The organism is Cellulomonas iranensis NBRC 101100 = JCM 18110 (genome assembly GCF_001552375.1).
GTDB classification, from domain to species: Bacteria; Actinomycetota; Actinomycetes; order Actinomycetales; family Cellulomonadaceae; genus Cellulomonas; species Cellulomonas iranensis.
In genome coordinates this window covers 1-4,343 of the sequence record NZ_BCRB01000152.1, presented here as the reverse complement: position 1 = coordinate 4,343, position 4,343 = coordinate 1, and the positions used below count along the sequence as shown (strand labels likewise).

The 4,343-nt window shown below is 78.4% G+C and carries 5 protein-coding genes; all 5 read left to right on the top strand.

Features of this window, described 5'->3' with window-relative positions; genetic code table 11:
• The first annotated feature begins 26 nt into the window (after positions 1-26).
• The 5 genes from CS2_RS17805 to CS2_RS17785 are packed head-to-tail and all read left to right on the top strand — an operon-like array spanning position 27 to position 4,151.
• Positions 27-1,040 (top strand): putative F420-0 ABC transporter permease subunit, encoded by a 1,014-nt coding sequence (locus CS2_RS17805; RefSeq protein WP_082740350.1) that lies wholly within the window; start codon positions 27-29, stop codon positions 1,038-1,040.
• Entirely contained in the window at positions 1,031-1,825 is a 795-nt protein-coding gene (locus CS2_RS17800) for a putative F420-0 ABC transporter ATP-binding protein (RefSeq protein ID WP_070320974.1), read from the top strand. The genes CS2_RS17805 and CS2_RS17800 overlap by 10 nt, the downstream gene beginning before the upstream one ends.
• Before the next feature lie 52 nt (positions 1,826-1,877).
• Positions 1,878-2,861, top strand: coding sequence for a 2-phospho-L-lactate transferase (cofD, locus tag CS2_RS17795; RefSeq protein WP_070320973.1), 984 nt, complete (start codon positions 1,878-1,880; stop codon positions 2,859-2,861).
• A complete protein-coding gene (cofC, locus tag CS2_RS17790; RefSeq protein WP_070320972.1) occupies positions 2,858-3,532 on the top strand; it encodes a 2-phospho-L-lactate guanylyltransferase in 675 nt (224 codons plus the stop codon). Before cofD ends, cofC begins: the two co-directional genes overlap by 4 nt.
• Positions 3,533-3,581: 49 nt before the next feature.
• Positions 3,582-4,151: an HhH-GPD-type base excision DNA repair protein gene (locus tag CS2_RS17785; RefSeq protein ID WP_070320971.1), complete on the top strand. Its 570-nt coding sequence runs from the start codon at positions 3,582-3,584 to the stop codon at positions 4,149-4,151.
• Positions 4,152-4,343 lie beyond the last annotated feature (192 nt).

The following is a 4,343-nucleotide window of genomic DNA, read 5'->3' as shown; positions in this document are numbered from 1 at the left end:
CCCCCGCCACGGGCGGGCGGGCGCCGCTGCGGCCGCCGCTCGCGGTGCTGCTCGCGGTCGGCGCCGTGGCGCTCGTGGCGACCGTGCTCGTCGCCGTGACGATCGGCCCCGCCGACCTGGGCGTGGGCGAGGTCGTGCGGTCGGTCGGCGCGCACCTGGGACTGCGCGCACCCGACGTGCCGCGCCTGCACGACGCGATCGTATGGGAGCTGCGCCTGCCGCGCGTGCTCACCGCCGCCGCGGTCGGCGCGGGCCTGGCCGTCGCGGGCGCCGTCATGCAGTCGCTCACGCGCAACCCGCTCGCCGACCCGTACCTGCTGGGGCTGTCGTCGGGTGCGTCGCTCGGGGCGGTCGCGGTGCTGCTGCTGGGGGTCGCGCTGCTGCTGCCCGTCGCGGCGTTCGTCGGTGCGCTCGCGGCGCTCGCGGCGACGCTCGCGCTCGCGCGCACGGGCGGCACGCTGACGCCCACGCGTGCGGTGCTCGCCGGGCTCGCGATCTCGCAGCTCGCGGCGGCGGCGACGTCGTTCGTGGTGTTCTGGACGGCGACCGGCGACTCGTACCGCGAGATCCTGTCGTGGCTCATGGGGTCGCTCGCGGGCGCGACGTGGGCGTCGGTCGCGATCGCGGGCGGCGCGCTCGTGGTGGTCGGGTCGGTCGTGCTGGCGGGAGCGGGGCGGCTCGACGCGTTCGCGTTCGGCGACACCGCCGCGGCGGCGCTGGGCGTCCACGTGTACCGCACGCGCTGGGTCACGATGACGCTGGTGGCGCTGCTCACGGGCGCGATGGTCGCGGTGTCCGGCGCGATCGGGTTCGTCGGGCTCGTGCTGCCGCACGCGGTGTCGGTCGTGACGGGCCCCGCGCACCGGCGCCTGCTGCCCGTGGCGGGCCTCGCGGGCGCGGTGCTGCTGGTGTGGGCGGACACGCTCGCGCGCACGGTGTTCGACCCGCGCGAGCTGCCTGTCGGGATCGTCACGGCGCTGCTCGGGGTGCCGGTCTTCGCGGTGCTGCTGCGGCGCGGGCGGGGGGCGTCGTGGAGCTGAGCATCGCCCGGGCGGGCGCACGGCTGGGCGGCCGGTGGGTGGTCGACGGCGTCGACGCGACGCCCCCGCCGGGTGCGCTGACCGGGCTGCTGGGCCCCAACGGCGCGGGCAAGACGACGCTGCTGCGCCTGGTCGCCGGGCTGCTGGAGCCGCACGCGGGCGCCGTGCTCGTGAGCGACCCGGCGGCGTCGGACCCGCGGCCCGCGGTGCCCGTGCACACGCTGCCGCGCCGCGAGCGCGCGCGGCAGGTCGCGCTGCTCGAGCAGGCGTCGGACGCGGCCGTGCCGCTGAGCGTGCGCGAGGTCGTCGCGCTCGGCCGCACGCCCTACCGGTCGGTCTGGGGCACGGACCCCGACCCCGGCGCGGTGGACCGCGCGCTCGAGGCCGCGACCGCCGCGCACCTCGCGGACCGCGCGTGGGCGACGCTGTCGGGCGGTGAGCGGCAGCGCGTGCACGTCGCGCGCGCCCTCGCGCAGGAGCCCGCGCTGCTGCTGCTCGACGAGCCGACCAACCACCTCGACGTGAGCGCGCAGCTCGCGCTCCTGGGGTTCGTGCGGCGCCTGGGCGTCACGACCGTCGCGGCGCTGCACGACCTCAACCTGGCGGCCGCGTACTGCGAGCACGTGCTCGTGCTGTCGGCCGGGCGGCTGGTGGCGGCGGGGCCGCCCGCCGAGGTGCTGACGCCCGCGCTCGTGCACGACGTGTACGGCGTGGCCGCGCACGTGCTGACCCACCCGGTGACGGGCCGCCCCGTCATCGCGTACGGGCCCGCGGAGGACGGATGACGGGCGTCGCACGAGGTTCGACGGATGAGGAGCGACGCATGAGGGTCGACGGATGAAGGTCACGGTGCTCTCGGGCGGGGTCGGCGGCGCGCGGTTCACGCGCGGGCTGCTGGCGCTGCTGCGCGACCGGCTGCCGGACGGCGCGGGCGGCACGACCGCGCAGGTCACGGTCGTCGCCAACACGGGCGACGACCTGTGGCTGCACGGCGTGCGCGTCTGCCCGGACCTCGACACGCTGATGTACACGCTCGGCGGTGCGGTGCACGAGGGGCAGGGCTGGGGGCGGCGCGAGGAGTCGACGCGCACCGCGACCGACCTGGCGGCGTACGGGCTGGGCTGGGAGTGGTTCACGCTCGGCGACCTCGACCTCGCGACGCACCTGGCCCGCACGTCGTTGCTGCGCGCCGGGGAGCCGCTGTCGCGCGTGACGGCGCGGCTCGCCGAGCGCTGGCGTCCGGGCGTGCGGCTGCTGCCGATGTCGGACGACGAGGTCGAGACGCACGTCGTGACCGACGACGGCACGATCCACTTCGAGGAGTGGTGGGTGCGGCACCGCGCGGCCGTGCCGGCGCGCGGGTTCGTGCAGGTCGGAGTCGAGCGCGCGACGCCCGCGCCGGGCGTTCTGGAGGCGCTGACGGAGGCCGACGTCGTGGTGCTGCCGCCGTCGAACCCGGTGGTGTCGGTCGGCACGATCCTCGGCGTCCCCGGGGTCCGCGACGCGCTGCGCGCGACCGCGGCGCCGGTCGTGGGCGTCAGCCCCGTGGTCGGCGGTGCGCCCGTGCGCGGCATGGCCGACGCGTGCCTCGCGGCGATCGGCGTCACGACGCAGGCGGGCGCGGTCGCGCGGCACCTCGGCCTGCGCGCGGACGGCGGCGTGCTCGACGCGTGGCTCGTCGACGACGCCGACGCGGACGCCGTGCCGGCGCTGGTCGCCGAGGGCTGGCGCGCCGCCGCTGCGCCGACCCTCATGACCGACGTGCCGACGACCGCGCACATCGCGGCCGCCGCGCTCGCGCTGGTGGACCGCGCGCCGTGAGCGCGTGGTGGGCCGTGGTGCCCGTCAAGGACCCGCGGCACGGCAAGTCCCGGCTGACCGGCGCCCTCGACGACGACGCGCGCGCCGAGCTCGTGCGCACCATGGCGACGGCGACCGTGCGGGCGCTGCTCGGAGCGTCCGACATCGCCGGCGTGGTCGTCGTCTCCCCCGCGCCCGAGCCGCTCGACGTCGCCGACCCGCGCGTCGTGCTGCTGCCCGAGCCGGTCGCGTCCGACGGCGCGCACGTCGGTGGGGATGCCGGTGGGGACGCCGGTCGGGAGGCCGGAGGGGCCCGACCCGACGTGCCCGCCGCCGGGCTGGACGCCGCCGTCACCGCGGGCGTCGAGCACGTGCGCGCGACGGCCCCGGGCGCGCACGTCGTCGTGGTGCTCGGCGACCTGCCGCACCTCCTGCCCGCCGAGGTCGACGACGTGCTGCGGCGCGCGGCCGACGTGCCGCGCGCGCACGTGCCCGACGCCGCGGGCACCGGCACGACCATGCTCACCGCGACCTGGCCGCACCGCCCGCACCCGCGCTTCGGGCCCGGGTCGTCGACCCGGCACGCCGCCGCGGGGCACGTGCCGCTCGACGTCCCCGCGGCGTCCGGCGCGCGCCGTGACGTCGACGAGCCGGCCGACCTCGCGTCCCCCGGCACACCGTCCGGCGCCTGACCGCGGGCCCCCGGGGCGCGTCGTGCGGCACGTGCGCGACCATGGGGGCATGACGCTCTGGATGACCGGTGACGAGGCCGCCGACCGCCTGCTCGACTCGGACCCGTTCGCGCTGCTGGTCGGCATGCTGCTCGACCAGCAGGTCGCGATGGAGACCGCGTTCGCGGGCCCGGCGAAGATCGCCGACCGCATGGGCGGGTGGGACGTGCGGCGCATCGCCGACGCCGACCCCGACGAGTTCACGGCGCTGTGCGCGACGCCCCCGGCCGTGCACCGCTACCCCGGGTCGATGGCCGGGCGCATCCAGGCGGTCGCGCGCGAGGTCGTCGACGCGTACGACGGCGACGTCACGCGGCTGTGGACCGACGGCGACCCCGACGGGCGCACGGTGCTGCGCCGGCTGAAGGCGCTGCCGGGGTTCGGCGACCAGAAGGCCCGCATCTTCCTCGCGCTGCTCGGCAAGCAGCGCGGCGTGCAGCCGGCCGGCTGGCGCGAGGCCGCGGGCGCGTACGGCGACGACCACCCGCGCTCGATCGCCGACGTGGTCGACGCCGACTCGCTCGCGCGCGTGCGGGAGACCAAGCGCGCCGCCAAGGCGGCCGCGAAGGCCGCACGCTGACGCCCGCCGGGCGGATCACGACGTCGCTCGCCTCGGCCGCGGGACGGAGCGCAGGACCCGTCGCGCGGCCGACGCGCACCGTCCGCGCGGCCGCCACGATGAGGGCATGACGACGCCGTTCCCCTCCCCCGGTGCTCCCGCCGGCCCGCCGGCAGCGCCGCCCGTCCCCGCCGCAGCGCCCGCCCCTGGCGC